The sequence below is a fragment of the Cyanobium sp. Alchichica 3B3-8F6 genome (assembly GCF_024346435.1).
Taxonomy (GTDB): Bacteria; Cyanobacteriota; Cyanobacteriia; order PCC-6307; family Cyanobiaceae; genus Cyanobium_A.
Map to the genome: position 1 here is coordinate 85703 of NZ_JAGQCZ010000008.1, position 24765 is coordinate 110467.

Consider the following 24765-nt stretch of genomic DNA (forward strand, 5'->3'; position numbering starts at 1 on the left):
GGACGCCCCTTGCCCCGCGCTCCGCGGCTGAACCGCATCCAGGCTGCAGCCCTGCTGATGGCCGGCCTGGGGATGGGTCTCACCCTCGGGGGCTGCCAACCCCGCCAAGGCACCAACGCATCCCACCCGGCCAACAACCGCCTGGTGGTGGCCAGCAAGAACCGCATCGACACGGTCGATCCCGCGGGCGCCTACACCTTTGGCGCCATGCAGCTGCTGAGCGCCATCGGCGATCCGCTGTATGCGATCAACGCCCGAGGCCAGCTGGAGCCGCGGCTCGCGGTGGCCCTGCCCCAGCTCAGCGGAGACGGCCTCACCGCTCGGGTGGAACTACGCCAGGGGGTGCGTTTCCACGACGGCACGCCGTTTGACGCGGCAGCCATGGTGTTCACGCTTGAGCGCTTCCTGGCGATCGGCAAGCTCAGCTACTTGCTCGGCGATCGGGTGAGCGCCGTGCGGGCCGTGGGGCCCTACACGCTCGAGCTGAAGCTCAAACGGCCCTACAGCGCCCTGGCCGAGCTGCTCAGCGCCGTCAACCTGACGCCGCTCTCCCCCAGCGCCTACCGCAAGCACCGCCGCAGCTTCCTCAACGACCGCTTCGTGGGCACGGGGCCTTACCGGCTCAGCTTCTTCACCAACCAGCAGCAGCAGCTGGAGCCCTTCGCCGGCTACTGGGGGCCCAAGCCCGCCAACGGCGGCCTCGATCTGGTGGCCCTGAGCAACTCCACCGCCCTGTTCGGCGCCCTGCAGAGCGGCGAGGTGGATGTGCTGCTCTCCACCAGCCTGGAGATCGACCAGCAGGCGGCCCTGCGGCGGCGGGCGGCGGCGGGGGCGTTGCGGGAGGGCAGCGGACCAGCCCTGGAGATCGGCTACCTCACCCTGCTCACCGACCAGCCACCCCTCAACGATCCGCGCCTGCGCCAGGCGGTGGCCTACAGCCTTGATCGCAGCACGATCAGCCGCAGGGTGACCCTGGGGCTGCGGCCGCCCCTGCACGACCTGGTGCCGCCCAGCCTCAAGGGCGCGGATCCCACCGCCTGGCCGGGGTACAGCCCGGCCAAGGCGCGCCAGCTTTACCGCCAGGCCGGCTACTGCAACGGCAAGCGGCTGAGCCTGCCGCTCACCTTCCGCTCCAACGTGCCCGCCGACAAGTTGTTTGCCCTCACCTGGCAGGCCCAGCTGAGGCAGGATCTTGGCGATTGCGTCGCCCTGGAGGTGACTGGCATGGAGGCCACCACCGCCTACCGCCAGCTGGGCGATGGCGCCTTCCCGCTGATCCTGCTGGAGTGGATGGGCGACTTCCCCGACGCCGACAACTACCTGGTACCGCTGCTGGGCTGCGACCAGGCCGAAGGCGAGCGCTGCAGCAAGGGCGCCGCAGCCGCCAGCGGCAGCTTTTGGAGCCAGCCGGGCCTGCAGCAGGAGCTGGAGCGCAGCGCCGCCCTGGCGGGTCCGGCGCGCACAGCCCTGCTGCGCCGCATCCAGCACCAGACCGCTGCCGCCAACCCCTACCTGCCGGTGTGGCTGGTGGCACCGCGGGCCTGGGCCCAGCGCCAGGTGAGCCAACCCCGCTTCGATGGCTCCGGCCGGCTGCTGCTGGAGGAGCTGCACCGCACCCACGCATCAACGGCTGGAGGTGGCGTGCGATGAGCCGCCGACGCACCCTGCTGCGTTATCTGGCGGCCCGGCTGGCCCTGGCGCCGGTGATGCTGTGGCTGATCGCCAGCCTGGTGTTCCTGCTGCTGCGGGTGGCGCCGGGCGATCCGATCGACGCCCTGCTCGGCACCCGCGCCCCCGAGAGTGCCCGGGCTGCCCTGCGGGCCCAGCTCGGGCTGGATCAACCGCTGCTGCAGCAATACGGCACCTTCCTGAGCAAGCTGCTGCACGGCGATCTGGGCGCCTCGCTCACCAACCAGCAACCGGTGACCGACGTGATCCGCCAAAGCCTGCCGGCCTCCCTGGAGCTGGGGGTGGTGGCCCTGCTGCTGGCAGCCGTGGTGGGGCTGGCGGTGGGCTTCTCGGGCATCGCCCGCCCGGAAGGCAAGCTCGACCTGGCCGGCCGGCTCTACGGCATCGGCACCTATGCCCTGCCGCCCTTCTGGGCGGCGATGGTGGTGCAACTGGTGTTTGCGGTGTGGCTGGGCTGGCTGCCGGTGGGGGGGCGCTTCCCGCCCACGTTGCTGCCGCCGGAGGGCAGCGGCTTCTACCTGCTCGACAGCCTGCGCAGCGGCCTGGCCACCGGCCAGTGGCAGCAGCTGGTGGGCAGCGTGCGCCATCTGGTGCTGCCGGCGGCCACCCTGGGTGTGCTGCTGAGCGGCATCTTCGCCAATGCGCTGCGGCTCAACCTGCGCCGCGCCCTCGGCTCCGACTACGTGGAAGCGGCCCGCAGCCGCGGCCTGGGCGAAGCCCGGGTGGTGCTGCGCCACGCCCTGCCCAACGCCCTGCTGCCGGTGCTGACGATCACGGGCATCACGGTGGCGTCGCTGATCGGCGGCGCCCTGCTGATCGAGGTCACCTACTCCTGGCCCGGCATCGCCTTCCGGCTGCAGGAGGCGATCGCACAGCGCGACTACCCGCTGGTGCAGGGGATCGTGGTGGTGGTGGCGGGCCTGGTGGTGCTGGTGACTGTGGCGGTAGATGCGCTAGTGGCACTGCTCGACCCGCGCATCAGCTTCTGAACAGCAAGATCAAGGCCTTTTGACCCTTACAAATTAGGCACCAGGCCCAACTCGGGCGAGCACGGTGGCGCGCTGGACCATCGCAACAAAGGCATCCGTTCAGCGTTCAGCAGCCGAATTCCCCGATTGAGAATCCTGTGGCTTCATCGCGGCCTCAACATCCGAGAGGCGCAGCATCAAGGTGTTCGGATCCATGGGCGAGGGATCAAAGCCCATGCGGAGATAAAAGCTGCGAGCCGCAGGTGAAGCAGCGTGCACCAGGATGCCTCGAACGCCGATGTGGTCGCTGGCCCAGAGCACACGTTCAAAGACATCAGCAAGCAAGGCGCGGCCGATGCCCTGGCCCTGAACGCTGCGGCACACCGCCAGGCGGGCCAGAACCACCACCGGGATTGGGTTCGGCATGTTCCGACGGAACCGTCCCGGGCTGGCGGCCACCGCTACGGCGCCAGAGGCGAGAGCCCCGTAGGCCTTCACCACGCCATCGTCATCGCACACCACAAACGTGCGGGTTGCCCCGCTGCGCTGGTTAGCAAGCGCCCGCTGTTGGAGCCACTGATTAAGGCTGGCATCGCCGCAATCGAATCCAGCTATGACGTGCCTCTCAGCCAGGGGCTGCGGCGGCTGGAACGGCATCAAGCCTGCCAGGGCCTGGGAGCTGCCATGGTGCGACGCAGCCGATCACTGGGCCTGGGAGGTGCGTCCAGCTCACGGCGAAACACCTCGAGCTGGTCTGGAGACACAGCGCACCATGCCTGCTCCACCAGGATCTGCTGGGCGGCTGAGCGAGCCGCTTGCAGCAAAAAGTCAGTTCTGTTGAGGCCTGAGGCGCTGACAGCGCGATCAATCAGCTCCTGATCACCGGGAGACACCCTCAGATTCCAACTCAGACGTGGAGTCGCAGCCATGGGATCAGCGTAGTGCAACTGATAGACACCGTCTATCAATCGCCACAGGCTGAAGCTCAGGGCGCCGGGATCAAGCCCCGCCAGCGGCGGGCCTGGTTGCGGTCGAGCACGTAGGCGCGCACGCCGTCCTGGTCGCGGCGCTGGGGCGAGAGCAGCAGCGGGTGCTCCAGGCCCTGGAGGAATTCGGTGGTGAGGTTGAGCAGCAGGGCCTGCACCTTGAGGGGCTCGATGCCCACCAGCTCATTGCCAAGGCGGAACAACACCTCACCGCGGTTGTCGATGCGCACCGGCGAAAAGTGGCTGGCACCCTCCACCAGCACCAGGCGGCTGCGGGGGTGGCGAGCTCCGGCGAACACCGCCAGCTGCTCCTGCTCCGGCGGCGTGACCAGATCCAGCCCACCCCCCACCAGCAACACCGGCACATTGAGATCCTCCAGGCCCCGATAGGGCCAGAGCAGGCTGCCGAAGCCGTTGAAGGCCACCACCCCCAACAGGGGCGACGACGCGGACATCGCCACCGGCAACGGGCCGGAGCTCGCGGCCCCATCGCCGGTGACCTGGGGCAGCTGGCACTGCAGCAGCCGCGACAGGTTGGTGAGCGGCAGCGACGCCAGGGCGAGTTCGCAGCGGCGGCCCAGGCCCCGCTCCGGCACCAGGCCTGCGCCCATTAACGCCGCCAGCCCACCGAGGGAATGGCCCATCAGCACCACCCCCTGCTCCCCCGCCGGCGCCGGACCAAACGGCGGCAGCTGGCCATCCCGCTGGGCCTCAAACACAGCCTGCAGATCAGCCAGGCGCTGGGGCAGGGTTTCGGCACCGGGGGGCGGCGCATCACCGAGCAGGGAGGCCTGGAGGGCTTGCTGATCGCTGCCAGGATGATCCACCACCAGCACGGGCCAGCCGCGATCAGCCAGGGCGGCCGCCAGCCAACTGAGCTGGTCGGGGCTGCCGCCGAGGCCAGGCATCAGCAGCACCCAAGGGCCCTGGCGGGCCTGCTGGGCGGGCCAGAGTTCCAGCGGCACGGGCGTCACCCGGTGGGGCACGGCCAACTGCAGCCGCCGGGGCTGGCGCCGCACCACATTGGTGAAAGCCAGGGCCCGGGAGCTGCGCCGGGGCAGGGGCAGCTGGCGCAACTGGGCCAGGGCGCCGTTCTGGCGCTTGAGCTGGCTGCGCCACTGGCTGGCCAGCTCCAGCAGACCGTCGATGCGCAGGGTGACGCTGGGCACCGGCAGGGCCCGCAACAGCTCCAGGCTGGACACGCTGCTTTGACGCTCCAGCAGCTGGCGCAGGCTGCTGAGCAGCAGTGGCGCCGTGCTGCGGCTATTTTGAGTGGTCAGCAGGGTGCCTGCCTCCTTGAGCATCTGCTCGCCGGTCCAGCTGTTGAGCAGCTCCAGGCCGAAGCTGCGATCGCGCAGCAAGGGCGCCTGCAGCAGGCGGATCAGGTCGCGGCGGCTGGAGGGCTCGAGCAGGTTGAGCCACACGGCCAGATCGCCGCCCACGGCTCCGGGCGGGCTGGCCTGGTCGGGCTGGCGGGCCCAGGCCTCGAGCGCCACGAGATCGATCGGCACCTCCAGCCCATCGAGTTGCAGCCTCAGCTCCTCGGCAGCCCGCACCGGCAGCGGGGCCCACACGGCCCACGCCGCCAGAAGGACCGGCAACCCGGCCAGGGCGGCCCGGCGGCAAGGCGGGGGGAGAAGCAAATCAAGCGGCATGAGTGCTCCAGTCTCCTCCCTCCGGGCCGCGGCAGCAGACTGCACCCGAACTGACTGCCCTGTTGCTTGAGCCCACCCCACCGCCTGAGCCCAAGCCTTCGGTCCTGGCTGGCCCAGTTTCCAAAGGCCCTGCGGGAGGTGGCTCTGGTGCGGCTGGTGGCCTCGCTGGGGGCCGGTGGCGTGCTGTATCTCACGCCGATCGTGTTTCACCAGGAGGCCTTCAGCGCCCAGGCGGTAACCCAGGGGCTGGCGCTGGCGGCCCTGGCGGGCACGGTGGGCCGGTTTCTGAGCGGCGCGCTGCTGGACCGGGGGCTGGCCTGCTCGGTCCCGGTGCTGCTGGCGGCCGTCGCGGCGCTGCTGGGCGACGTTCGGCTGCTGGGCACGAGCGCCTTTGGCGGTTATGTGCAGGGCCAACTGCTGCTGGGCATCGCCGCTGGGCTCTACTGGCCAGCGATCGAGCTGGCGGTGCCGCTGGGCTGCCATATGGGGCCCCGGCCAATCCCGTCGGCCCGGGGCTATGCGTTGGCGCGCAGCGCCGATGCGGCCGGCATCGCCGCTGGAGCGCTGCTGGGAGCCCTGCTGGCGGCGGGCGGGCGGCTGCGGGGCATCTATCTGGTGGACATCGCCTGCCTGGTGGCGGTGGTGGTGCTGCTGCTGCGCCAGCCCCTGCCGCGGCCTACCCCCCCCAGCGGCGATCCCGCCGACCAAACACCCTGGCGCCAGTGGCTGCCGCCGCTGCTGCCGGTTCTGGCGATCAGCCTGCTCGCCACCTCCCTGCCGGCGCTGATGCAGAGCGCTCTGCCGCTGGATCTTGTGCGTGGTGGGCTGGAGCGGGCGGCGATGCCCGAGAGCCTGGGGGCGCTGCTGGTCGGCCTGCAGCTGGGGCTGCTGGTGCTGATCCAATGGCCGGTGGGTCAGGCCCTGGCGAAGCGGCCGGTGGCCCATGGGCTGGGGCTCAGCCTGGCCTGCTTTGCGGCGGGCACGGTGCTGCTGGCCTTCTCGGCGCTGAGCAGCCTCGGCCTGTGGCTGGTGCTGCTGGCCCAGCTGCCGCTGGCCCTGGGGGCGGCAGCCTTCCTGCCGATTGCCACCGAAGCGGTGATCGAGCTCAGCCCACGCGAGCACCAGGGGTTAGCCATGGCCCTGTTTTCCCAGTGCTTTGCCCTAAGCGCCCTGGCAGCGCCGCTGCTGGCCGGCCTGGCCCTCGATGCCCAGCGCCACGCCGGCGGCCTCTGGATCGTGATGACCCTGCTCTGCCTGGCGGCGCTCAACCTGGTGAAGCGGCTCAGGCGGCGGCCGGCGGCTCAGGAGACGCCTGGGGGGTCTGCTTAGCCACCCAGGCCTCGTGGGGCAGGGGCTCGGTGCCGTACTCCCAGTCGTCGTAGTCGGGATCGTTGCGGATCTTCTGGTGCAGCTCCTTCTGCACTTCGAAATCGTGCTGCGTCTCGGGGGAGGTGCCGTGGGGAGGTGCGGGTTGCTGGGCCGGATCCGTCATGGCACCACAGAACATCTTTCAGCCATTCTGGAGCACCCCGGAGGCGGGGACTGGAGGGCTGAACCCGAACGGGATGGGACTGGAGCTGTACAGAATCTCCGACGTGAGAAAACCCGCCAGCTCCAGGCACCTCACACGTTGAACAGAAACTCCATCACGTCGCCCTCGGCCACCACATACTCCTTGCCCTCGGCCCGCAGCCAGCCCTTGTTGCGGGCTTCGGCCAGCGAACCGGCCTCCAGCAGCTGCTGGGTGCCGATGGTCTGAGCGCGGATGAAGCCGCGCTCAAAGTCGGTGTGGATCACACCGGCGGCCTGGGGGGCGGTCATGCCGGCCTGGATGGTCCAGGCGCGGGTTTCCTTCTCGCCGGTGGTGAAATAGGTGCGCAGGCCTAGCAGGGCGTAGGTGGCGCGGATCAGGCTCTGCAGGCCGCCCTCCTCCACCCCCAGGCCAGCGAGAAACTCGGCGCGATCCTCCTCCGGCAGCTCGATCAGCTCGGCTTCCACCTGGGCCGAGATGCGCACCGTGCCGGCGCCCTCCTTCACCGCCAGAGCCGCCACCTCCTCGCAGTAGGCATTGCCGCTGGCCAGATCGTCTTCGCTCACGTTGGTGGCGTAGATGATCGGCTTGGCGGTGAGCAGGCCCAGGGGCTTCACCATCAAGGCCTCTTCAGCGCTGAGCGCCACGCTGCGGGCCGCACCGCCGGCCTCGAGTACAGCCTGGATGCGCTCCAGGGCCGCGTCTTCTGCCTGCGCCTCCTTGCTGGTGCGCACCTGCTTCTTGAGGCGCTCGCGCCGCTTCTCCACCTGGGAGAGATCGGCCAGGCCCAGCTCCAGGTTGATCACTTCGGCATCACGGGCCGGGCCCACCGAGCCGCTCACATGGATCACGTCGTCGTTGTCGAAGCAACGCACCACGTGCACAATCGCGTCCACCTCGCGGATGTTGGCCAAAAACTTGTTGCCCAGGCCCTCGCCCTGGCTGGCCCCCTTCACCAGGCCGGCGATATCCACAAACTCCACCTTGGTGGGGATGATCTCTTTGCTGCGGCTCAGATCCGAGAGCTGCTGCAGGCGCGGATCCGGCACCGACACAATGCCCGAGTTGGGCTCGATCGTGCAGAAGGGATAGTTGGCGGCTTCGGCCTGGGCGTTGGCCACCAGGGCGTTGAACAGGGTCGACTTGCCCACGTTGGGCAGGCCGACGATTCCGGCTTTGAGCATGGCTGAAATCTACGGGCCGCAGGTCAAGCCATCCAGCAGCGAAACTGGAGGCCACTGCCCCACAGGCCGATTCCCACCCTCATCCCACCGCCGGCCGTGCCCAGCCAGTCCGTGGTTCCAGGAGCAGCCACCAGCCCCAGCCCCAATCCGCCGCCTCGACCGCGCTGGCAGCGACGGCGCGTTTGGGCGGCTGCGGCCGCGGGGCTGGTGCTGGTCACTGGCCTCGCCGTGGTGCAGCGCCAACGCAGCGCCGGCAACGCCAATCTCGCCCCCTACACCGTGCTGGCCGAATCGGGCAACCTGCCCGGCGTGGTGAGTGCCAGCGGTGAATTGGAGGCGGAAAAGCGGGTGAATGTGAGCCCCAAACGCCAGGGGGTGATCGAGGAGTTGTTTGTGGAGGAGGGCGATCCGGTGCGCCGCGGCCAGGCCCTGGCACGCATGGATCGCGGCGACCTGGGCGAGCGGCTGGCCGAGCTCCAGGCTCAGCTGCGCTCCGCCCAGGCCCAGCTGGTGCGCAGCCGCAGCGAGCTGGAACGCAACGAGCGGCTCTACCGCCAGAACGCCATCAGCCTCAGCGACTACAACAGCGTGCGCAGCACCTTCCTGGTAGAGCAAGCGGCCGAACAGGCCGCCCGCCAGCGTCTGGCCGCCCGCCGGGTGGAGCAGGCCGACCTGATCGTGCGCGCCCCCTTCGATGGGGTGGTGACCCAGCGCTTCGCCGATCCCGGCGCGTTTGTGACCCCCACCACCACCGCCTCGGCCACCGCCGGCGCCACCAGCTCCTCGATCGTCGAGCTGGCCCAGGGCCTCGAGGTGGTGGCCAAGGTGCCCGAAAGCGACATCGGCCGGGTGCGGCTGGGCCAAAGCGCCACGGTGCGTGTGGATGCCTTTCCCGACCAGCGTTTTGAAGCGCGGGTCAAGCGGATCACACCACGGGCCGTGAAGCTCAACAACGTCACCTCCTTCGACGTGGTGCTGCGCCTGGTAGGCGACACCGCCCAGCTGCGCATCGGCATGACCGCCGACGTGGGCTTCCAGACCGGCCAGGTGCAGGCCGACACCCTCGTGCCCACCGTGGCGATCGTGACCGAGTCGGGCCGGCCGGGGGTGCTGCTGGTGGGCAAGAACAACCAGCCCAACTTCCAACCGGTGGAGCTCGGCATCAGCAGCGGCAAGAACACCCAGATCCTCTCGGGCCTCAAGAGCGGCACCCGGGTGTTCATCGACCTACCGCCCTGGGCCAAGAAGCGCCCCTAAGCCAGGAAGGTGCGGGCGGCCTCAACGATCCGACCTGAGGCCTGGCCGTCGCCGAAGGGGTTGTGGGCCCGGGCCATGGCCTCGTAGGCGGCGGGATCATCGAGCAGCCGGCTGGCTTCCGCCACGATGTCGGCACTGTCGGTGCCAATCAACCGGGCCGTGCCGGCCTCCACCGCCTCCGGCCGCTCGGTGGTGCGGCGCAGCACCAGCACCGGCTTGCCCAGCGATGGCGCCTCCTCCTGCAACCCGCCGGAATCGCTCAGCACCAGGGTGGAGCCGCGCATCGCCGCCACCAGCTGGTCGTAGTCGAGCGGCTCCACCAGGAAGGCGCGGGGATGGTCGCCGAGCAGGGCCTGCAGGGGCTCGCGCACGGTGGGGTTGCGGTGCAGCGGCAGCAGCAGGGCCGTGTCGGGGTAGCGGTCGAGCAGCTCGCGGAAGCCGCGGCCGATGTGCTGCAGCCGCTCACCCCAGTTTTCGCGCCGGTGCACCGTGGCCAGGATCACCCGCTGGGTGGCGAAATCGAGGCCGGGAAGCACATAGGGCGGCGCCTGCTCGGCCATCAGCAGCAGGGCATCGATCACCGTGTTGCCCGTGGTGAGCACCGTGCCCACCACGCCCGAGGCGCGGCAATTGGCTGCCGACAGGGGCGTGGGGGCGAAATGCAGCTGGGCCAGCTGAGAGATCAACCGCCGGTTGGCCTCCTCGGGGAAGGGGTCGAGCAGGTTGTCGGTGCGCAGCCCGGCCTCCACATGGCCCACCGGGATCTGCTCGTAGAAGGCCGCCAGGGCCGAGGCAAAGGCCGTGGTGGTGTCGCCCTGCACCAGCACCAGATCGGGCCGATGGGCGGTGAACTCCTCCTTCAACCCCTGCAAGGCGCCGCAGGTGATGTGGGTGAGGGTCTGCTTGGGGGCCATCAGGGCCAAGTCGTGGTCGGCCGTCAGGCCGAACAGCCCCATCACCTGGCTGACCATCTCGCGGTGTTGGCCGGTGAGCACCACCCGGGTGCGGAAATCCTCGGCCTGCTGAAACGCCCGGATCACCGGCGCCAGCTTGATGGCCTCCGGACGGGTGCCCAGCACGATCGTGACAAGGGGCTTGGACACCAAAGCGCTGCAGACAGGGGGATCCTACGAACGCTGCTGGGAGGGATCCGGGACTGACAGAAACCGCTGCAGCGGCGAAGCTGGGGCGATCCCGGTGGCCGCCGATGACGACCTCGCCCTTTCCCCCCTCCCCCTTCCCGCCGTCACCGTTTCCCCCGGCAGCTCCCCAGGTTCCCGCTGCCACCCGCCCAGCTGCTGCCAACACCGGCAGCCAACCCGGCGCCCTCGCAGAGATCGTGCGGATCGCCAGCGAGAAGGGCCACTCCGACGTGCACCTGGGCGTGGGCGAGGAGCCCCGCTACCGGGCCCGGGGCGAGATGGCGGGCACCGGCTGGCCGATCACCGATGCGGCCACCTTCAACGGCTGGATGCGGGAGATGCTCAGCCCCGCCGAGATCGACGCCTTCCAACGCGACAAGGAATTCGACGGCTCCCACGCCTTTCCCTTCGTGCGGGTGCGCATCAACCTGCTGGATTCGCTGCGGGGCCCGGCGATGGTGCTGCGGCTGATCCCTCAGACCATCGCCAGCCTCGAAGACCTCAACCTGCCGCCGGTGCTCAAGGAGCTGGCAGCGCGGCCCAAGGGAATGGTGCTGGTGACGGGCCCCACCGGCTCCGGCAAGAGCACCACCCTCGCGGCGATGATCGATTGGATCAACCGCAACATGAGCCGCCACATCCTCACGATTGAGGATCCGGTGGAGTTTGTGCACGAGAGCCGCCGGTCGTTGATCCGCCAGCGGGAAGTGGGCCAGCACACCAAGGTGTTCCAGAACGCTCTACGCGCCGCCCTGCGCGAGGACCCCGACGTGATCCTGATCGGAGAAATCCGCGACCAGGAAACCCTGGCCACCGCCATCGAGGCCTCCCAGACGGGTCACCTGGTGTTCGGCACGCTGCACACCAACTCCGCTGTCAAGACGGTGGAACGGGTGCTCGGCATGGTTCCCCCCAATGAGCAGGACAGCGTGCGGCGGGCCGTGTCGGAATCACTGCTGGGGGTGATTGCCCAGGGGCTGCTGAAAACCACCGATGGCAAGCGGGCCGCCTTCCACGACATCCTGATCAACACCGATGCCTGCAAGGACTACATCCAGCGGGGCGAACTCGACGAGATCGAGGAGATCATGAAGCGCAGCGCCTTCGATGGCATGCAGACGGCCAACCAGTCGCTGCAACAGCTCGTGGAAGATGACCGGGTGACCGCAGAAGACGCCATCGCCCAAAGCCTCAAGCCCAACGAACTGGCCCAGGCCCTGCGCGGTCGCACGTAAACAGGGGCGCGCTCAGTGGCTCGCCAGCCGGGCCACCAGCAACACCGATAGGCCCACCGACAACCCCAGCATGGCCAGTCGGCCATTCCAGATCTCCGCCTGGGGCGTGAAACCGCGCCTCCAGGCGTTGAGCTCGGTCGGCGTCACCCGTTCAACGTCGTGTTCAACAACGGCGTGGGGATCGCACTCACTGTCGAGGGGGGTCATGGCGCCACACCGATCCCGCAGGGCTCCCAGCCTACGGGCATTAAAAGCAAGGTTGCCGTTCGTACAGCCGATCCGCCTGCTCCAGCGGCAACCGCGCCGCCACCCCCAGGTCGAGACAGCTGCTCTGGCCGCCTTGCAGGCGCTGGGCCGCTGCCACGCCGATCATGGCGGCGTTGTCGGTGCAGTAGGCCAGCGGCGCCACCCGCCAGGCCAAGCCATCCCGCTGGCAGCGCGCCTCCAGCAGGGCCCGCAACCGCCGGTTGGCGGCCACTCCGCCCACCAGCACCAGGGTGGCCAGCCCCTGCTCGCGGGCGCAGCGGCAACTGCGCTCCACCAGCACCTCCGCCACCACCTGCTCGAAGCTGGCCGCCAGATCGGCCAGCGGCAAGGGCTCGGCGGCCGTGTCTGGGGCGGAATCCCGAGTTGCTTCCAAAGCCCGCACCTGGCGCAGCATCGCCGTCTTGAGGCCGCTGAAGCTGAAGTCGTAGGGGTAGTAGCCCCCCTCCGGCCGCGACACCCGGCCCTTGGGCAGGGCGAAGCGGCGGGGATCGCCATCCCGGCCAGCGGCCTCAATCGCCGGACCGCCCGGATAGCCCAGCCCCAGCAGCCGGGCCACCTTGTCGAAGGCCTCCCCGGCCGCGTCGTCGTGGCTGCGGCCCAGGCGCTGGTAGCGGCCCGGCCCATCCACCCGCAGCAGCTCGGTGTGACCACCGCTCACCAGCAGCACCAGGTAGGGCCCTGGCGGCAGCGGCTCACCCAGCTGCACTGAGCAGAGGTGGCCCTCCAGGTGATGCACCGCCACAAAGGGCTTGGCGTGGAGGCGGGCCAGGGTGCGGCCGGTCACCGAGGCCACCAACAGGGCCCCCACCAACCCGGGCGCAGCGGTGGCGGCGATGCCATCGAGCTCCGCGAGGGCCACACCGCTCTCACGGCACACCTGCTCGATCAACTGGGGCAGGGCCTCCACATGGCGCCGCGAGGCGATTTCCGGCACCACGCCACCCCAGCGGGCGTGCTCCTCCACCTGGGAGGCCACGGCGCTGGCCAGCACCGTCTGATCGCGCACAATCGCTGCCGCTGACTCGTCACAACTTGTTTCGAGGGCAAGAACCGTGGGCATTGGACCTAAGCAGCTCCCGTACTGTCCGGTGGTGTCATCCTGCCCCGCGGCCTTGCGTCTGATGCGCCGTCTTTTTTCCCGCCGACTGTTCGCAGTTCTGCTCTCAGCCTTCCTGCTCCTCGGCTTCGCTCCCGTGGCCAAGGCCGATGTGGCAGGCCTGACCCCCTGCTCCGAAAACGCCCGCTTCCAGCAGCGTGCCGCTGGAGCCAAAACCGATCAGGCCAAGGCCCGCTTTGCGATGTACAGCCAGGCCGTTTGCGGCACCGATGGTCTGCCCCACCTGATCGTGGACGGTCGCTGGGACCACGCCGGTGACTTCATGATCCCGGGCATCGCCTTCCTCTACATCGCCGGTTGCATCGGCTGGGCGGGCCGCAACTACCTGCGCGCCATCCGCGGCGACAAGGACGCCACCATGAAGGAGATCCAGATCGATCTGCCCCTGGCCTTCAAGAGCACCCTGGCCGCCGCCACCTGGCCCCTGGCCGCCTTCGGTGAGCTCACCAGCGGCAAGCTGCTCGAATCCGACGACAAGGTCACGGTTTCGCCTCGCTGAACGGGGTCAGCCGCTGCACGCAGCAAGCCCCAGCGCCTCCTCTGGTTTCCTTCCTCCCCAACGTCCAGCCATGAAAAAGTTCCTCACCACCGCTCCGGTGTTCGCAGCCATCTGGTTCACCGTCACCGCTGGGATCGTGATCGAGTTCAACCGCTTCTTCCCCGACCTGCTGTTCCACCCCCTCTGAGCGGCTCTGGGACAACGCAATCTGCAGCGGCCCTGAGGGGCCGCTTTTTTGTGGCGCTTGTTGTGGGCGCTAGCTCGCCAGACCCATCAACCGCTCCAGCTCCGCCAGGGCCGCATCCAGATCGCCGTTGACCAGCACGGCATCAAATTCCGGCGCCGCCGCCAGCTCCACCCGGGCCCGCTCGAGCCGCCGGCCAATGGCCTCCTCGCTGTCGGTGCCGCGGCCGCGGATGCGCCGCTCCAGCTCCGCAAAGCTGGGGGGCTCCACAAAGATCTGAAAGCCCGCCGCAAAGCTGCGCCGCACCTGGCGGGCGCCCTCCAGCTCGATCTCCAGCAGCACGGGCCGGCCAGCAGCGAGTTGGGCCTCTACCGGCTGGCGTGGGGTGCCGTAGAGGTTGCCCGCGAATTCAGCCCACTCCAAAAAGCCGCCCTCAGCCACCTGCGCCTCAAATGCCTCGCGGCTGAGGAAGAAATAGTGCTCGCCTTCCACTTCCCCGGCCCGAGGAGCCCTGGTGGTGGCCGAAATTGACAGCCAGATCTGAGGGTGATGCGCCAGCAGCCGCTGCACCAGGGTGCCCTTGCCCACGCCACTGGGGCCGGTAATCAGGGTGAGGCGACCGGGCGGGGCGCTCATGGCGGGCGTCAGCTCTGGCCTGCAGAGTAGAAGCCAGCCTCGAAGCCCATGGCCCCCTCCCGCCTTCAGGCACCCTCTCGCCTTCAGGCATTTGACGTGACGACCCTACGGGCGGTGCTGGCTGAATGGCGGCCCTTGCTGGTGCCCACCCGCTTCGAGAAGGCCCAGCAGGCCAGCCCCCACGCCCTGCAGATCGGCCTGCGCAGCCTCAGTGGCATCCACTGGCTCGAGCTCAGCTGGCAGGCGGACGCAGCGCGGCTGCACACCATCCCACCGCCGCCGCGCCAGGGCGATGGCAGCACCCTGGCCCAACAGCTCCAGCACGGCCTGCGGGGCCTGGCCCTGGTGGAGATCCGCCAGCAGGGCTGGGAGCGGGTGGTGGAGCTGGGCTTCGCCCGGCGTCCTGACGACCCGGTGCAGCGCTGGCTGGTGGCCGAACTGATGGGGCGCTACAGCAACCTGCTGCTGCTTGATGGCGACCGTCAGGTGGTGGCCCTGGCGCGCCAGGTGAAGCCGCAGCAGTCGCGGCTGCGGCCGATCGGCACCGGCGACCCCTACCAACCGCCCCCGCCCCTGGCGGGCGAGCCGCCTCGGCTGGAGGAAGGTTTCGAGAGCTGGCAGCGGCGGCTCAAGCTGCTGCCTGTGCCCCTGGCCCAGGCCCTGCGCGGCGCCTACCAGGGCATCAGCCCGGCCCTGCTGCGCCAACTGCTGCCGGCCGGCTGGGGGGAGCGGCCCGTGGACACGCTGAGCCCGCCCGAGTGGCAGCAGCTCTGGCAGGCCTGGCGCGGCTGGCTGGAGGCCGTCGAGAGCGAGCGCTTCGGCTGGCAGCTCGAGCCCGAGGGCTTCCGCTGCTGGTGGGCACCTAAAGCTGGCGCGATAGAGCCCACGGTGACGGTCAACCAGGGCCTCGCGGCCTATATCGACGAGCACCTCACGGCCCAGGTGCTGCTGCAACGGCGCCAGCAGCTGGGCCGCCGGCTCGAGGCCGCCGCCGAGCGAGAACACCGCCAGGCCGCGGAGCAGCAAGCCCTGCTGGCGGCCGTGCCCGAAAGCGAGGCGCTGCAGCGGCGTGCCGATGCCCTGCTCAGCCAACGGCAGCCGGGCCGGGCGTGCATCGAGGAGGCCCAGAAGCTGTACAAAACCGCCCGCAAACGCCGCCGCTCCGTGGCGGCGATCACCCCGCGTCTCGAGCTGCACCAGCAGCGGCTGACCTGGCTGGAAGCGAGCCTCACCTACCTCGAGCAGGCCGATAGCCTCGAGCAGGTGGAGCAGCTGGCCGGTGAACTCGAAGCCCTGCTGGCGGAGCGCAGTCGGGGGAGCCAGGGGGGCGGAGTCCAGACAGGCAACCGCCAGGCGCGGCGCAGCCCCGCAACCGAAGGGGTACCCCAGCCCCTGGAGCTCCACACCGCCTCGGGCCTGCCGCTGCACGTGGGGCGCAACCACCGCCAGAACGAGTGGATCGCTTTTCGCCAGGCCCGCCGCGGCGATCTCTGGTTCCACGCCCAGGAACTGCCGGGCAGCCACGTGGTGCTGAAAAGCTCGCAGCAGGAGGCCAGTGAGGGCGATCTGCAGGCGGCTGCCGATCTGGCGGCCCACTTCAGCCGCGGCCGGGGCAACCGGCGCGTGCCGGTGGTGATGGTGCCCATCGAGGAGCTGCAACGCATTCCAGGCGCCGCTCCCGGTACGGTGCGACATCGCGGCGGCACCGTGCTCTGGGGCGAGCCGCAACGCGCTCTTAGCCTTTTGCCAGAGCAGCGACCATGAGCGCCGAACCCGACTCCACCACCACCGAGCCACCCCTGGCGCCACCGCCCCTTGCGCCGCCACCGCCGATCCGGGTGCCTGCCCCCTCCGGTGCTGGAGACAAACCCGACAACGACTTCCCTGACGAAGTCGAGATGAGCCTGGTGGACCACCTCGAGGAGCTGCGCCGGCGGGTGCTGCGCAGCCTGCTGGCGGTGGTGGTGGCGGCGGCGGTCTGCCTGGCGGCGGTGAAGCCGCTGGTGCGCCTGCTGGAGATGCCGGCCGAGGGCATTCGCTTCCTGCAGCTGGCCCCCGGGGAGTTTTTGTTTGTGTCGCTGAAGGTGGCGGGCTACGCCGGCCTCACCCTGGCCCTGCCCTATGTGCTCTACGAAGGGCTCTGCTTCGTGCTGCCGGGCCTCACCCGCCGCGAACGGCGCCTGGTGGCTCCCGCGGTGGCGGGCTCGGCGGTGCTGTTCGCCGCCGGGCTGGCCTTCGCCTGGTGGGCCCTGGTGCCAGCGGCCCTGCGCTTTCTGGTCAGCTACGGCGCCGATGTGGTGGAGCCGAGCTGGTCGATCGAGCGCTACCTCGACTTCGTGCTGCTGCTGATGGTGGCCACCGCCCTGGCCTTCCAGCTGCCGGTGCTGCAGCTGCTGCTCGGCGCCCTTGGGCTGGTGAAGGCCAAGCCGATGCTGGCCGGCTGGCGCTGGGTGGTGCTGGCCAGCGCCCTGGCCGGCGCCGTGCTCACCCCGTCCACCGACCCGGTGACGATGCTGCTGCTCTCCGGGGCCATCACGGCCCTCTACCTGGTGGGCGTGGCGCTGGTGGCCTTCACCGAGCGGCTGCGTCCAGCCTGAAGCGGCCCGCCTAAAGCAGGAATTCACTGGCCCGGCCAGCGGGAATCTCCAGGGCCAGCCCCATGGCCTTGCCCAGCCGCGGCTTGTCGCTGGTGGTGCGGAGCCAGCTGCGCACCTGGGCCGCCACCCCCAGCCCGTTGAGCAACCCCACCAGCTCCTCCAGCTTGTTGCGGTAGCCCTCCTCACTGAGGGGAAAGGATTGCTGCTCCAGGTAGGCCCACATCACCTGCAGATACATCCGGCCGCGGCGCTGCACCAGTTGCAGGTCGTAGGAGGCCTGCCAGCGCTCCTGCAGCAGGTCCCAGAGCTCCTGGGCCAACAGGGGTGCGCCGTCATCGGCGGAGGGTGGCAGGGCGCTGGAGGGCAGGGACACGCCGGGGCGCACACGACGAATTGCACAACAGCATGTTGCAGGCCCAGGCGCACCCTGGCGAGCGGGCCCCGGGGCCGCGCAGGCAAGGTTCATAATGGGCGCCACATTGTCCCGGCGCGTCTTCATGACCCAGATGCCAGCGAGCGCTTCCACTGGAGACGTGCCCGGAATGGGTCGTCGGCAATTCATGAACCTGCTGACCTTCGGGTCGGTGACTGGCGTCGCCCTGGGTGCCCTCTATCCCGTGGCCCGCTACTTCATCCCCCCCAAGGCAGCCGGCGGCGGCGGTGGCACCACCGCCAAGGATGAACTGGGCAACACCGTCACCGCCAGCGGCTGGCTCAGCACCCACAAGGAAGGCGATCGCAGCCTGGTGCAGGGCCTCAAGGGCGACCCCACCTATCTGATTGTCGAAGGCAGCGACGCCATCGGCAGCTACGGCATCAACGCCATCTGCACCCACCTGGGCTGCGTGGTGCCCTGGAACAGCGGCGCCAACAAGTTCATGTGCCCCTGCCACGGCTCGCAGTACGACGCCACCGGCAAGGTGGTGCGCGGCCCCGCCCCGCTCTCCCTGGCCCTGGCCCACGTGTCGGTTGAGAACGACACCGTGTTCTTGAGCCAGTGGACCGAAACGGACTTCCGCAACGGCGACAAGCCCTGGTGGGCCTGATCCCCCGCCCGATCCCCGCGTTTTCCCTCCCCGTCTGTCGCCTGATCCCGTGATGCGTCGCTCCCTCTCCCTCCTGCTCGGCACCCTGATCGGCACCTCCCTGAGCCTGGCCGTGCTGCTCAGCGGCGCCAGCCCCAGCTGGGCCTATCCCTTCTGGGCCCAGCAGAACTACGCCAGCCCCCGGGAAGCCACCGGCAAGATCGTCTGCGCCAACTGCCACCTGGCCAAGAAGGCCACCCGGGTGGAGGTGCCCCAGGCCGTCTTCCCCGACACGGTGTTCAAGGCGGTGGTCGAAATCCCCTACGACACCAGCGTCCAGCAGGTGTCGGGCGACGGCAGCCCCACCGGCCTCAACGTGGGTGCGGTGGTGATGTTGCCCGACGGCTTCACCCTGGCTCCCCAGGACCGTCTCAGCGACGAACTCAAGGAAGAGACCGCCGGCGTCTACTACACCCAGTACTCCGACGACCAGCCCAACATCCTGCTGGTGGGTCCTCTCCCCGGTGACCAGCACCAGGAGATCGTCTTCCCGATCCTCTCGCCCGACCCCGCCACCGACAGCAGCATCCACTTCGGCAAGACCCAGATCCACGTGGGCGGCAACCGCGGTCGCGGCCAGGTGTATCCCACCGGTGAGAAGAGCAACAACGGCGTCTTCAACGCACCGGTCGCCGGCACCATCTCCGCGATCACCCCTGGCGACAATGGCGCCACCGTGGTGGAAATCACCGCTGAAGACGGCAGCAAGGCCACGGAAACCGTGCCCGCCGGCCCCACCCTCACCGCTGCCGTGGGCGATGCCGTGGTGGCTGGTGCGGCTCTCACCAACGATCCCAACGTCGGCGGCTTTGGCCAGATCGACGCCGAGATCGTGCTGCAGAACCCCGTTCGGATATACGGCCTGCTGGCCTTCTTCGCCGCCATCGCCCTGGCCCAGATCATGCTGGTGCTCAAGAAGCGTCAGGTGGAGAAAGTTCAGGCGGCAGAAGGCCTCGTCTGAGCAGCGTGCTGGCCACTTTCACCTCACCGGGGCCCCTGGTTTTCCAGCTGGGCCCCTTTGCCTTGCGCTGGTACGGCCTGCTGATCGCCGTGGCCGTGCTGCTGGGTCTCAGCCTGGCGACCCGCCTGGGCCGGGCTCGGGGCATCGAACCCGCCCTGATCGCCGACCTGCTGCCCGTGCTGGTGCTGGGTGCGGTGATCGGCGCCCGTCTCTATTACGTTGCCCTGGAGTGGCGCCAATACTCGGGCAACTGGCTGGATGCCTTCGCCATCTGGCGCGGCGGCATCGCCATCCACGGCGCCCTGCTGGGGGGCAGCCTGGCCACGGTGCTCTACTGCCGCTGGCGCAAGCAGCCCTTCTGGTCGCTGCTCGATGTGCTGGTGCCGGCGGTGGCCCTGGGCCAGGCGATCGGCCGCTGGGGCAACTTCTTCAATTCCGAGGCCTTTGGGCTACCCACCGATCTGCCCTGGAAACTGAAGATTCCGGCCGACAGCCGCCCGGCCGAATTTCTCGAGCAGCTCTACTTTCACCCCACCTTCCTCTACGAATCCATCTGGAATCTGGGGGTTTGCATCCTGCTGCTGTGGCTGTTCCGCGTCGCCAGCCGCGGCCGCATCCAGCTGCTGCCGGGAGCCCTGAGCTGCGTTTATTTGATGGCCTACAGCAGCGGCCGGGTGTGGATTGAGGGCCTGCGGCTCGATCCGCTCTGCCTGCTCTCCAGTCCCCCCTTCTGTGAGGGTGGTCTGCGCATGGCCCAAGTGGTGAGCCTGCTGCTGATCGCCCTGGGTGGCGTGGGCCTCTGGTGGCTCTACCGCCGCCGCCGTCCCCTTCCCGACCCCAGTGGAGTGTCCGTTTGACCCCAACCGATGCAGCTGAGCTGAGCTCCAAACCCGTGTGGATCGTCGGGGCTGGCCCCGGCTCCCCCGACCTGCTCACCCTGCGCGCCGCCAAGGTGCTGGAGCAGGCGGAGGTGCTGGTGTGGACCGACTCCCTCGTCAATCCCCAGGTCGCAGCCCTGGCGCCCGAGGGCTGTGAACAGGTGCGCACCAGCACCCTCACCCTGGAGCAGGTGATGGAGGTGGTGCTGGATCGGGCCCGGGCCGGCAAAACCGTGGTGCGACTCCACGACGGCGATCCCTGCCTCTACGGCGCCATCGCCGAGCAGATCTGCCGTTTGGCCGATGCCGGCATCGGCGTGGAGGTGGTACCCGGCCTCAGTGCCTACCAGGCCGCCGCCTCAGCGCTGCAGAGCGAACTGACCATTCCCGGCCTGGTGCAGACGATCGTGCTCGGCCGTGCCGGCGGCCGCACCGGTGTACCGGAGCGCGAGAGCCTGGAGCGGCTGGCGGCCCTGCGGGCTTCCCTGTGCCTCTACCTGAGCGCCCGCCACGTGGAGGAGGTGCAGAGCGAGCTGCTGCGCCACTACCCCGCCGACACGCCCGTGGCGATTGCCTACCGGGTGAGCTGGCCCGACGAGTGGATCCAGGTGGTGCCCCTGGCTGAGATGGCCCGGGTGAGCCAGGAGCGGCAGCTGATCCGCACCACCCTCTATGTGGTGAGTCCGGCCCTGGCGGGGCCGGCAGAAGCCCGCTCCAAGCTCTACTCAGCCAGCCACAACCACCTGTTCCGCGGCGGCATCTGAGGCCGTCTCTCCATAGAGCTCCTGGGCCAACCGCTCGCGATCAAACCTGCAGCCCAGCCGCTCGGCGATCGCCTCCACATCGCGGGCGGCATTGCCAAGGCAGCAGGTGCCCCCTGGTGACGGGGTGACGTTGAACACGAGACCCGGCCGGGCGGGGATGCTGGCCTCACCCAGCATTAGCTTGCGGTTGGCCTTGTCAATCAACTGAGGCCGCACGCCGCCATAGCCCTCGGCAAAGGTGAGATCACTGAGCTGCATGCCGGGCACGATCTTGCGGGCATCAGCCAGAAACAGGCGTCGCCGCAGCCAGGGCACCTCAAACAGCAGATTTTTAAAGATGTAGTTGCGGATGTCGGCGATGCGGAACAGCTGCCAGAACACCGCCAGCACGGCCCAATCCAGCCGCAGCACCTGCAGAAACTCCCAGAAGGACGCCGGCTTGTAGCGCTCCAGTAGCGGCAGCAGCAGGGCCGTGGGGCCGAAGCGGGTCTTGCCGGGGGCGCGCACATCCGGGTCGCCGTGGATGGCGGCGAAGGGCAGCTTGTCGTTCTGCACCGTGTACACCTTGCCCTGAAGCAGGTCGGGCGTGAAGTAGAAGCTGCCCGCCACCGGCAGGCAGGAATACTCCAGGCCGTAGCCCATCCGCTGGGCCATCAGCAAGCTGTGGGCGCCGGCATTCACCACCACGTGCCGGGCCCACACCGAGCGTGGAGCCAGGCCGGCGCTGCAGCCGGGGGTGGGGGCCAGCTCCACCCGATAGCCGTCGCCCTCAGCGGTGATCGTGCCCACGCTGGTGCCGAGCTGCACCGTGAGCTGGCGAGCTGTGCCGGCCACGCCCTTCTTGGCCTGGGCCACAAATGAGGCCGAGAGCTCCTCGTAATCGACGGCGGTGTAGGTGCGACGGATGCCGATCGCCACAAGCTCCTCCGGCCGCAGCGCACCGTCCACCAAACCCACCTGGGGCTCCCACGCTGCAATCTGCTCCTTGTCGAGCAGTTCCATCGCCGGGAAGTGGGGCGAAAAACGCGCAAAGCGCTCCCGCAGAAAGGCGCATTCCGTCTCGCCCACGCCCAGCACCATCTTCGGGGTGCGAAACACGCAGCGCTCGCGGGTGGCCGGATCGAGCAGCTCGGCGTAGTGCACGATCATCTCAGCGGTGCGCTTGACCTTCACCGCCTTCTCGAGGGTGTAGTTGGTCTCGATGTCGCCGCAGTGGATCGTCTGGCTGTTGTTGGTGGCCTTGGAATTCACCCGGGCCAGCTGGTCGTAGCGCTCCACCAGCAGGATCCGCTCCACATCGGTGTAGCGAGCCAACTCAAACAGCAGGGCCGTTCCACACACCCCACCGCCCACGATCAACACATCGACGTCTGCCTCCCCCTGTGCCGCAGGGGCTGGCTGTTCAGCAGGAGCCGGGGCAGAGATGGGGGTGGCGCTCACGCGAGACGGCTGGTTCTGAACCCATGCTCGCCGATGGGGTGCCGGTGGTGTTTTAAGCTCTCTTGGTGCGGGCGATTAGCACAGCGGTAGCGCACTTCCTTCACACGGAAGGGGTCACTGGTTCGAATCCAGTATCGCCCATTTGACCTGGTAATTCGGGCCCAAGCCCCTCCGGCAAAGCCCCCCGACCAAGCTCTGGCGCGCCCGCATCAACTGCTTGCGCGCCCAGCTCGACTCGGCAAAATAATTCAGATTTGTATCCGGCTTGACCCATTTGGCGTCTGACTCCTCTCGCCACGAGCCCATCGCTGCCCTGCAGGCCCTAGGCCAAGCACTGCGCCAAGGCCGTGAGGGGCAGGGGCTCGCGATCGCCGAGCTGGCCCAACGGCTCAACATGGGCCAAGAACAGCTGCAAGCCCTGGAAGATGGCGATGCCGACCGGCTCCCCGAGCCTGTGTTCGTGATCGCCCAGGCCCGCCGGGTGGCCAACACCCTGGCCATCAACGTTGACGCCCCCCTGCAGACCCTGCGGGAGAGCGGCGGGTTCCAACCCAGGCCGGTGAAGGTGGCCGAACTCGCCCCTCGGGGAGAGGCCCCTGGAGCCGGTCGGCCGTCGCCCGTACAGGCCGTCGGTCGACTAGCCCTGGCGGCTGGGCTTGTGGCGGCCCTGGGCGCCGGTGGCACAGCGGGCTGGCAGCAGTGGCAGCGCCTTCAGGCGTCCCGTCCAGCCGAACCGGAACCGGCCAACGCACCACAAATCACCACACCCCAAGCCTCAGCTCCCCAAACCCCAAGCGGCTCCGAGCTGCTGCTGAGCAGCAGCCAGCCCTGCTGGCTGGAGGTGAAGCAGCAGGGTGGCGAGAGTCTGTTCCGAGGCACCTTCGAAGGCGAGCGGAGCTTCCCACTCGGCAGCGGGCTGAGCGTGCTGGCCGGACGGCCCGACCTGGTGAAGGCCCAGCTGGGCAACGGGCCGGCCAAACCCCTAGGCCGGATCGATCAGGTGCGCTGGCAGCAGTTCAAGGCTCCGGCACCCTGAGGTCGAGCCCGCAGGCCTCCTGCACCACATCGGCGCAGGAGCGCAAGCTCCAGCGCTCCAGGCTCAGATCCACAGGCTGCTCACCCGGGGCTGCTACCAGTGGCTCGAGGCCGATGCTCACGGCGCCAGCGAGGGGCTGCACCTGCAGCGCTCCGATCACCGCGGCAGGGCGACGATCCAGAGCGGCAGCCAGGCGCAGCAGCAACGCCATCGACGTCACCGTGCGGCGCTGATCGCGGTCTTCGATCAGCTGCCACGACTCATGGCGCTTCTTCGGCAGGCTGCGGCGGTGGTAACGACCGATGGCCGCTACCATCAGGTGCTCCGCCTCGGAATAGCCAAGGAGCTCACCGTGGCGGATCAGATACCAGCTGTGCTTGTGATAGGCGGAAATGTTGATGCTTTTGCCGCAGGTGTGCAGCTGGGCGGCAGCCCACAGCAACTCCCGACCCGGGCCGTCGTCGTGGTGCAACAGGCCGCGGGACTGGTCGTAAAGGCTGAGGGCATGGGCCGCTACCCGATCGGCCCTGGCCCGGTCCACACCGAAGCGCTGGGCCAGATGCAGCACCGTGCGCTCCCGGATCGTGCTCTGGAATGAAAAGCGATCCCCCAGCAGCCCATTGCGCAGCATCCAGTCGACGATCAGACCCTCCCGCAGGGCCCGATCACACACCACCAGCTCCCGCACCTGGAGCATGGCCATCGCCGTCTGCAGGATCATGGCTCCAGGCACGATGATCTCGGCCCGCCGGTCGTTGATGGCGGGCAGGGCGCGGCGTTGCTCCGGCGACATCGCCAACAACCGAGCGGTGAGCTGGTCGATGCGCTCACGGCTGAGCCGGTAGCCCTGCAGCTTCAGCGGCGGCTTGGGATCCTCCGATGCCGCCAGAGCCGCCAGGGCCATGGCCGTGCCACTGGTGCCCACCATCAACGGTTGCTCACCGCGCTGCAGGGCCGCCTTCACCTCCGCCACGGCCGGATCGAGAGCGCCCTGGATGTAGGCCTGCAGAAAGGAGCGTCGGTCTGCTGATAGGGGGTCTTGTTGGCAGAACTCCCGCTGCAGCCGCACCGCCCCAATCCTGGTGCTGCTGAGGCTGCGGGCGTCCCGGCCGTCGGCCAGGACCAGTTCGGTGGAGCCGCCGCCGATGTCGATGATCAGGTGGGGCTGGTTGCCGAAGGCCATGCCCGAGAGCACCCCCAGGTAGATCAGCCGGGCCTCCTCCGGGCCGCTGACCAGATCCACCTCCAGCCCCAGCTGCTCCTGAAGCGCCACCAGGAAGTCGCGGCCGTTGGGGGCCTCTCGTACAGCGCTGGTGGCCGCCGTAACGATCTGCTCAACACCGTGGCTCAGGGCCAGGTCGCGATCGTGGCGCAAGGTGCGAAAGGCGCGCTCGATCGACTCGGCACTGAGGTCGCCGGTGTGGGGGTCGCGCTCCCCGAGCCGGGTGGTGGCTTTTTCGGCCAGCACCACGCTGAAGCTGCACAGCTCCGGATCCACCTCCGCCACGAGCAGGTGGATCGAATTGGTGCCGATATCGATGGCGGCCACCCGGCGACGCCCGGCTTGCTTGAGGTTGGGGGCCTGAACCATGGGGTTCGGCAGCAGCCGCAGGGGCGCCACTTTGCCACCCATGGCCCCCTCTGCCGGCACAAC

26 protein-coding genes and 1 tRNA gene are annotated in these 24765 nt (G+C 69.1%); 15 read left to right on the forward strand and 12 right to left on the reverse strand.

Going from position 1 to position 24765, the window contains the following annotated elements; all coding sequences use genetic code 11:
• The first annotated feature begins 57 nt into the window (after window positions 1-57).
• Both KBY65_RS08315 and KBY65_RS08320 read left to right on the forward strand, forming a co-directional pair.
• Window positions 58-1650, forward strand: a complete 1593-nt coding sequence (locus tag KBY65_RS08315) for an ABC transporter substrate-binding protein (protein ID WP_409996639.1) — start codon at window positions 58-60, stop codon at window positions 1648-1650.
• On the forward strand, window positions 1647-2678 hold the full coding sequence (locus KBY65_RS08320) for an ABC transporter permease (RefSeq protein ID WP_094559745.1): 1032 nt from the start codon (window positions 1647-1649) through the stop codon (window positions 2676-2678). Before KBY65_RS08315 ends, KBY65_RS08320 begins: the two co-directional genes overlap by 4 nt.
• A gap of 99 nt (window positions 2679-2777) precedes the next feature.
• On the opposite strand, the gene KBY65_RS08325 is transcribed toward KBY65_RS08320, so the two are convergent.
• Genes KBY65_RS08325 through KBY65_RS08335 form a run of 3 tightly spaced genes read right to left on the reverse strand, consistent with a single transcriptional unit; the run spans window position 2778 to window position 5286 of the window.
• A complete protein-coding gene (locus tag KBY65_RS08325) occupies window positions 2778-3314 on the reverse strand; it encodes a GNAT family N-acetyltransferase (RefSeq protein ID WP_255001240.1) in 537 nt (178 codons plus the stop codon).
• The gene (locus KBY65_RS08330; RefSeq protein WP_255001242.1) at window positions 3314-3586 is read right to left on the reverse strand and encodes a DUF1778 domain-containing protein; all 273 of its coding nucleotides are present in this window, start codon (window positions 3584-3586) and stop codon (window positions 3314-3316) included. Before KBY65_RS08330 ends, KBY65_RS08325 begins: the two co-directional genes overlap by 1 nt.
• 56 nt (window positions 3587-3642) lie before the next feature.
• A complete protein-coding gene (locus tag KBY65_RS08335) occupies window positions 3643-5286 on the reverse strand; it encodes an alpha/beta hydrolase (protein WP_255001244.1) in 1644 nt (547 codons plus the stop codon).
• Window positions 5287-5364: 78 nt separating this feature from the next.
• Between KBY65_RS08335 and KBY65_RS08340 the strand changes: the two genes are divergently transcribed.
• The gene (locus KBY65_RS08340) at window positions 5365-6627 is read left to right on the forward strand and encodes an MFS transporter (RefSeq protein ID WP_261355932.1); all 1263 of its coding nucleotides are present in this window, start codon (window positions 5365-5367) and stop codon (window positions 6625-6627) included.
• Here KBY65_RS08340 and KBY65_RS08345 read toward each other — a convergent pair.
• On the reverse strand, window positions 6581-6790 hold the full coding sequence (locus tag KBY65_RS08345) for a hypothetical protein (protein ID WP_255001246.1): 210 nt from the start codon (window positions 6788-6790) through the stop codon (window positions 6581-6583). The genes KBY65_RS08340 and KBY65_RS08345 overlap by 47 nt on opposite strands.
• A 131-nt stretch (window positions 6791-6921) precedes the next feature.
• Window positions 6922-8013: a redox-regulated ATPase YchF gene (gene ychF / locus KBY65_RS08350; RefSeq protein ID WP_254987498.1), complete on the reverse strand. Its 1092-nt coding sequence runs from the start codon at window positions 8011-8013 to the stop codon at window positions 6922-6924.
• A 96-nt stretch (window positions 8014-8109) separates the two neighbouring features.
• Between ychF and KBY65_RS08355 the strand changes: the two genes are divergently transcribed.
• On the forward strand, window positions 8110-9270 hold the full coding sequence (locus KBY65_RS08355; protein ID WP_254987499.1) for an efflux RND transporter periplasmic adaptor subunit: 1161 nt from the start codon (window positions 8110-8112) through the stop codon (window positions 9268-9270).
• Here the strand turns inward: KBY65_RS08355 and wecB are convergent.
• Window positions 9267-10376 carry a non-hydrolyzing UDP-N-acetylglucosamine 2-epimerase gene (wecB, locus tag KBY65_RS08360; protein ID WP_255001248.1) on the reverse strand — a complete coding sequence of 370 codons (1110 nt, stop codon included), beginning with the start codon at window positions 10374-10376 and terminating at the stop codon, window positions 9267-9269. The two genes, KBY65_RS08355 and wecB, sit on opposite strands and share 4 nt — an antisense overlap.
• A 101-nt stretch (window positions 10377-10477) precedes the next feature.
• Between wecB and KBY65_RS08365 the strand changes: the two genes are divergently transcribed.
• On the forward strand, window positions 10478-11647 hold the full coding sequence (locus tag KBY65_RS08365; protein WP_255001250.1) for a type IV pilus twitching motility protein PilT: 1170 nt from the start codon (window positions 10478-10480) through the stop codon (window positions 11645-11647).
• 12 nt (window positions 11648-11659) lie between these two features.
• On the opposite strand, the gene KBY65_RS08370 is transcribed toward KBY65_RS08365, so the two are convergent.
• Complete coding sequence (locus KBY65_RS08370; protein WP_255001252.1) at window positions 11660-11854, reverse strand: high light inducible protein; 195 nt, start codon at window positions 11852-11854, stop codon at window positions 11660-11662.
• A 40-nt stretch (window positions 11855-11894) separates the two neighbouring features.
• Window positions 11895-12974: a tRNA (adenosine(37)-N6)-threonylcarbamoyltransferase complex transferase subunit TsaD gene (gene tsaD / locus KBY65_RS08375; protein WP_255001254.1), complete on the reverse strand. Its 1080-nt coding sequence runs from the start codon at window positions 12972-12974 to the stop codon at window positions 11895-11897.
• Between the two features lie 61 nt (window positions 12975-13035).
• On the opposite strand from tsaD, the gene KBY65_RS08380 reads away from it, so the two are divergent.
• Window positions 13036-13530: a Photosystem I reaction center subunit III gene (locus KBY65_RS08380; protein ID WP_254994796.1), complete on the forward strand. Its 495-nt coding sequence runs from the start codon at window positions 13036-13038 to the stop codon at window positions 13528-13530.
• A gap of 70 nt (window positions 13531-13600) precedes the next feature.
• Window positions 13601-13717: a photosystem I reaction center subunit IX gene (gene psaJ, locus KBY65_RS08385; RefSeq protein ID WP_094559737.1), complete on the forward strand. Its 117-nt coding sequence runs from the start codon at window positions 13601-13603 to the stop codon at window positions 13715-13717.
• A gap of 69 nt (window positions 13718-13786) precedes the next feature.
• Here the strand turns inward: psaJ and gmk are convergent, their stop codons facing one another.
• The gene (gene gmk, locus KBY65_RS08390) at window positions 13787-14350 is read right to left on the reverse strand and encodes a guanylate kinase (RefSeq protein WP_254994795.1); all 564 of its coding nucleotides are present in this window, start codon (window positions 14348-14350) and stop codon (window positions 13787-13789) included.
• A gap of 96 nt (window positions 14351-14446) precedes the next feature.
• Here gmk and KBY65_RS08395 point away from each other — a divergent pair, with 96 nt between their 5' ends.
• Window positions 14447-16114: an NFACT family protein gene (locus tag KBY65_RS08395; protein WP_315860062.1), complete on the forward strand. Its 1668-nt coding sequence runs from the start codon at window positions 14447-14449 to the stop codon at window positions 16112-16114.
• On the forward strand, window positions 16111-16947 hold the full coding sequence (gene tatC / locus KBY65_RS08400) for a twin-arginine translocase subunit TatC (RefSeq protein ID WP_094559734.1): 837 nt from the start codon (window positions 16111-16113) through the stop codon (window positions 16945-16947). The genes KBY65_RS08395 and tatC overlap by 4 nt, the downstream gene beginning before the upstream one ends.
• A gap of 10 nt (window positions 16948-16957) precedes the next feature.
• Here the strand turns inward: tatC and KBY65_RS08405 are convergent, their stop codons facing one another.
• A complete protein-coding gene (locus KBY65_RS08405; protein WP_233128511.1) occupies window positions 16958-17314 on the reverse strand; it encodes a DUF3067 family protein in 357 nt (118 codons plus the stop codon).
• A gap of 130 nt (window positions 17315-17444) precedes the next feature.
• Between KBY65_RS08405 and petC the strand changes: the two genes are divergently transcribed.
• From petC to cobM, 4 genes are read left to right on the forward strand one after another with little or no spacing between them, the layout of a single operon-like run.
• Window positions 17445-17993 carry a cytochrome b6-f complex iron-sulfur subunit gene (gene petC / locus KBY65_RS08410; RefSeq protein WP_094559732.1) on the forward strand — a complete coding sequence of 183 codons (549 nt, stop codon included), beginning with the start codon at window positions 17445-17447 and terminating at the stop codon, window positions 17991-17993.
• A 52-nt stretch (window positions 17994-18045) separates the two neighbouring features.
• Window positions 18046-18993, forward strand: coding sequence for a cytochrome f (gene petA, locus KBY65_RS08415; protein WP_094559731.1), 948 nt, complete (start codon window positions 18046-18048; stop codon window positions 18991-18993).
• Window positions 18990-19850, forward strand: coding sequence for a prolipoprotein diacylglyceryl transferase (lgt, locus tag KBY65_RS08420; RefSeq protein WP_255001312.1), 861 nt, complete (start codon window positions 18990-18992; stop codon window positions 19848-19850). Before petA ends, lgt begins: the two co-directional genes overlap by 4 nt.
• Window positions 19847-20635 carry a precorrin-4 C(11)-methyltransferase gene (cobM, locus tag KBY65_RS08425; RefSeq protein WP_255001258.1) on the forward strand — a complete coding sequence of 263 codons (789 nt, stop codon included), beginning with the start codon at window positions 19847-19849 and terminating at the stop codon, window positions 20633-20635. The genes lgt and cobM overlap by 4 nt, the downstream gene beginning before the upstream one ends.
• Here the strand turns inward: cobM and KBY65_RS08430 are convergent.
• Window positions 20597-22075 (reverse strand): FAD-dependent oxidoreductase, encoded by a 1479-nt coding sequence (locus tag KBY65_RS08430; protein ID WP_255001259.1) that lies wholly within the window; start codon window positions 22073-22075, stop codon window positions 20597-20599. The two genes, cobM and KBY65_RS08430, sit on opposite strands and share 39 nt — an antisense overlap.
• A gap of 69 nt (window positions 22076-22144) precedes the next feature.
• On the opposite strand from KBY65_RS08430, the gene KBY65_RS08435 reads away from it, so the two are divergent.
• Both KBY65_RS08435 and KBY65_RS08440 read left to right on the forward strand, forming a co-directional pair.
• A tRNA-Val gene (locus KBY65_RS08435) sits at window positions 22145-22216 on the forward strand.
• Window positions 22217-22349: 133 nt separating this feature from the next.
• Window positions 22350-23111 (forward strand): helix-turn-helix domain-containing protein, encoded by a 762-nt coding sequence (locus KBY65_RS08440; protein WP_255001260.1) that lies wholly within the window; start codon window positions 22350-22352, stop codon window positions 23109-23111.
• On the opposite strand, the gene KBY65_RS08445 is transcribed toward KBY65_RS08440, so the two are convergent.
• Window positions 23092-24702, reverse strand: a complete 1611-nt coding sequence (locus KBY65_RS08445) for a Ppx/GppA phosphatase family protein (protein WP_255001261.1) — start codon at window positions 24700-24702, stop codon at window positions 23092-23094. The genes KBY65_RS08440 and KBY65_RS08445 overlap by 20 nt on opposite strands.
• Between the last annotated feature and the right edge of the window lie 63 nt (window positions 24703-24765).